The 2,092-nt window shown below is 39.5% G+C and carries 4 protein-coding genes and 2 pseudogenes; 5 read left to right on the forward strand and 1 reads right to left on the reverse strand.

Annotated features, from left to right (window positions below):
• Window positions 1-2 precede the first annotated feature (2 nt).
• Window positions 3-167 carry a DUF4351 domain-containing protein gene (locus PX636_RS13660; protein ID WP_288117588.1) on the forward strand — a complete coding sequence of 55 codons (165 nt, stop codon included), beginning with the start codon at window positions 3-5 and terminating at the stop codon, window positions 165-167.
• On the opposite strand, the gene PX636_RS13665 is transcribed toward PX636_RS13660, so the two are convergent.
• Window positions 139-291: a hypothetical protein gene (locus PX636_RS13665; protein WP_155120265.1), complete on the reverse strand. Its 153-nt coding sequence runs from the start codon at window positions 289-291 to the stop codon at window positions 139-141. The genes PX636_RS13660 and PX636_RS13665 overlap by 29 nt on opposite strands.
• A 135-nt stretch (window positions 292-426) precedes the next feature.
• On the opposite strand from PX636_RS13665, the gene PX636_RS13670 reads away from it, so the two are divergent.
• From PX636_RS13670 to PX636_RS13685, 4 genes and pseudogenes are all read left to right on the forward strand, one after another.
• Window positions 427-672, forward strand: coding sequence for a UPF0175 family protein (locus tag PX636_RS13670; RefSeq protein WP_002797501.1), 246 nt, complete (start codon window positions 427-429; stop codon window positions 670-672).
• Window positions 669-1,166, forward strand: a pseudogene (locus PX636_RS13675) (PIN domain-containing protein). The gene PX636_RS13670 and the pseudogene PX636_RS13675 overlap by 4 nt, the downstream one beginning before the upstream one ends.
• A 154-nt stretch (window positions 1,167-1,320) precedes the next feature.
• Window positions 1,321-1,818 (forward strand): annotated as a pseudogene (locus PX636_RS13680) (DUF4347 domain-containing protein); the annotation flags it as partial.
• Window positions 1,819-2,022: 204 nt separating this feature from the next.
• The coding region (locus PX636_RS13685) for a hypothetical protein (RefSeq protein ID WP_288117589.1) at window positions 2,023-2,092 on the forward strand (70 nt) is incomplete at its 3' end.

Consider the following 2,092-nt stretch of genomic DNA (forward strand, 5'->3'; position numbering starts at 1 on the left):
CATTGATTCTTCGTCAACTTAAACGCAAGTTAGGGGAGATTAATCCTTCATTAGAAACTAAAATTATGCAGTTAAGTATTGATGATGTCGAAGTATTAGGAGAAGCTTTATTCGATTTCTCTACGGTTGAAGATTTAATCAATTGGTTAAATACTTTAACTGCCTAGTTTTGACGTTAGCGATCGCATCTTCGCCATCACAAGCGGTGAGATTACTTCGGGTGGTTTTGGCTGAAAGAGAAAAGTTAACGCGGGAAGTATCCCCCTGACAATGACCCGCTAAAATTGTCATTATAGCTTGTTGATTGAAGTGAGGTCAAAGACAATGCTTTTTACCGTAGGGTGGGAATTACTCACCAATTCACCTTGACAGGCGGCGAAAAATAGGATAACATTTGTATAATTCTTGTCAAAATACGAAGAAAATATGAGTCTAGTTATTTCCCAAGAAGTGATTAAAGCAAGTGGTTTATCAGAGGATGAACTGTTAAAAGAGATTGTTATTATGTTATTTCAACAAGATAAGATTAGCTTGGGAAAAGCAAGTGAGTTATTAGGTATTAATCAAATCAAGTTTCAACGGCTGCTTTCTGAAAGAGGAATTTGTATTCATTATGATGTTGCTGAGTTTCAGGAAGATATTAAGCATTTAAAAAACAAAGGTTGGCTATGATCATTATTAGCGATACTTCTCCTCTCAGCAGTCTTGCTCTTGTTGGTTATCTGTCAATCTTAAAAGATATTTATACTAATGTTATTATTCCCCAAGCAGTTGCCAATGAATTGGCCAATTTAACTGAGGAAGATATCCGCATTAAAGCGACGCTTTCTCTGGAATGGATACAGGTTCAACAAGCCACTAATTTAGAACTTGTGGCTTGTTTGAGGAATGAATATAATTTAGATCTTGGCGAAGCAGAAGCAATCGCTCTTGCTTGGGAATTAAAGGCGGATGAATTGTTAATTGATGAACGTCTTGGACGGAGGTAGGCTGTGCGTTTGGGGCTGTCAATTACGGGTATTCTAGGAGTTCTTTTAATTGCTAAAAATAGAGGATTAGTTTCTAAGGTTAAACCGATAATGGAGTCTCTAATTAGCCAAGCAAATTTTCGCATCAGTCATCAACTTTATGAGGAGGTTTTGCAAACTGCAAATGAATTAGATTAAGTTGTGAGGGGGGAATTGAGAGACAATATTCAGAAAAACTGATGATTTAGAAATACAGTTTTCCCGATCAATGTTAACTTATGTTATGGAAGTCTTGAAAAATTGGCGCTTGTTGGGCTAAAACTGTTAGCAATAAACCTTTACAGTTAATATCATGAGTTCTCCCCTGTTGCCGATTCTTCCTGCTGTTGACGATATTTTATTCGATTTCGCTGAATCTGATGGCTTGAGTCAAGCTAATCGGGTGGATAGTGCGAGAAATCAGCGTTTAACCGCTACCGTAGTTTTCCTCGATGCTGGTGTTAGCGATTATCAAAGTCTCCAAGCTGGGGTAATTCCAGAAGTCGCCACCGTTATTCTCTCTGCCAATCAAGACGGAATCGAACAAATATCCGCTTTTTTACAACAAAATCCCCAGATTACCACCATTCACCTGGTTTCCCATGGTGCGCCGGGATGCTTATATTTGGGAAATTGTCAACTCAATTTAACAAATATTTACGATTACCGCCAACAGTTACAGAATTGGGCAAAGATTAATCATATCCTACTGTACGGTTGTCAGGTCGCGGCGGGAGATGCCGGGACAGAGTTTATTAATAAATTGTCCCAAATTACTGGGGCAAAAATAGCGGCTTCCAGCAGACGGGTAGGAAATGCAGCCTTAGGAGGAAGTTGGGAGTTAGAGGTGAGTTTACCCGCGATAAAGGGAGAGAATCAAACCTTTATTGAAACCTTAGATTTGTCGGAGTTGCAGACATCTGGGGTTTTTCAGCCGGATATCCTCAACACCTATCCCGGAGTATTTGCACCCACATTAGTAGGAGTATGGGATTATTTAAGCTATGCCGGTGCGGTGACAGTAGTTGGTAACTATGCTTATGCGGTGGGGGACACTCTGGAGATTATTGATATTAGTAACCCCA

This window comes from Microcystis sp. M53598_WE2, assembly GCF_030067735.1.
Classification (GTDB): domain Bacteria; phylum Cyanobacteriota; class Cyanobacteriia; order Cyanobacteriales; family Microcystaceae; genus Microcystis; species Microcystis aeruginosa.

Bases quoted from the DNA above. Each gene is read 5' to 3' on its own strand.
- PX636_RS13665 (WP_155120265.1), bottom strand. From the start codon at position 291: ATGACAATTTTAGCGGGTCATTGTCAGGGGGATACTTCCCGCGTTAAC.
- PX636_RS13670 (WP_002797501.1), top strand. From the start codon at position 427: ATGAGTCTAGTTATTTCCCAAGAAGTGATTAAAGCAAGTGGTTTATCA.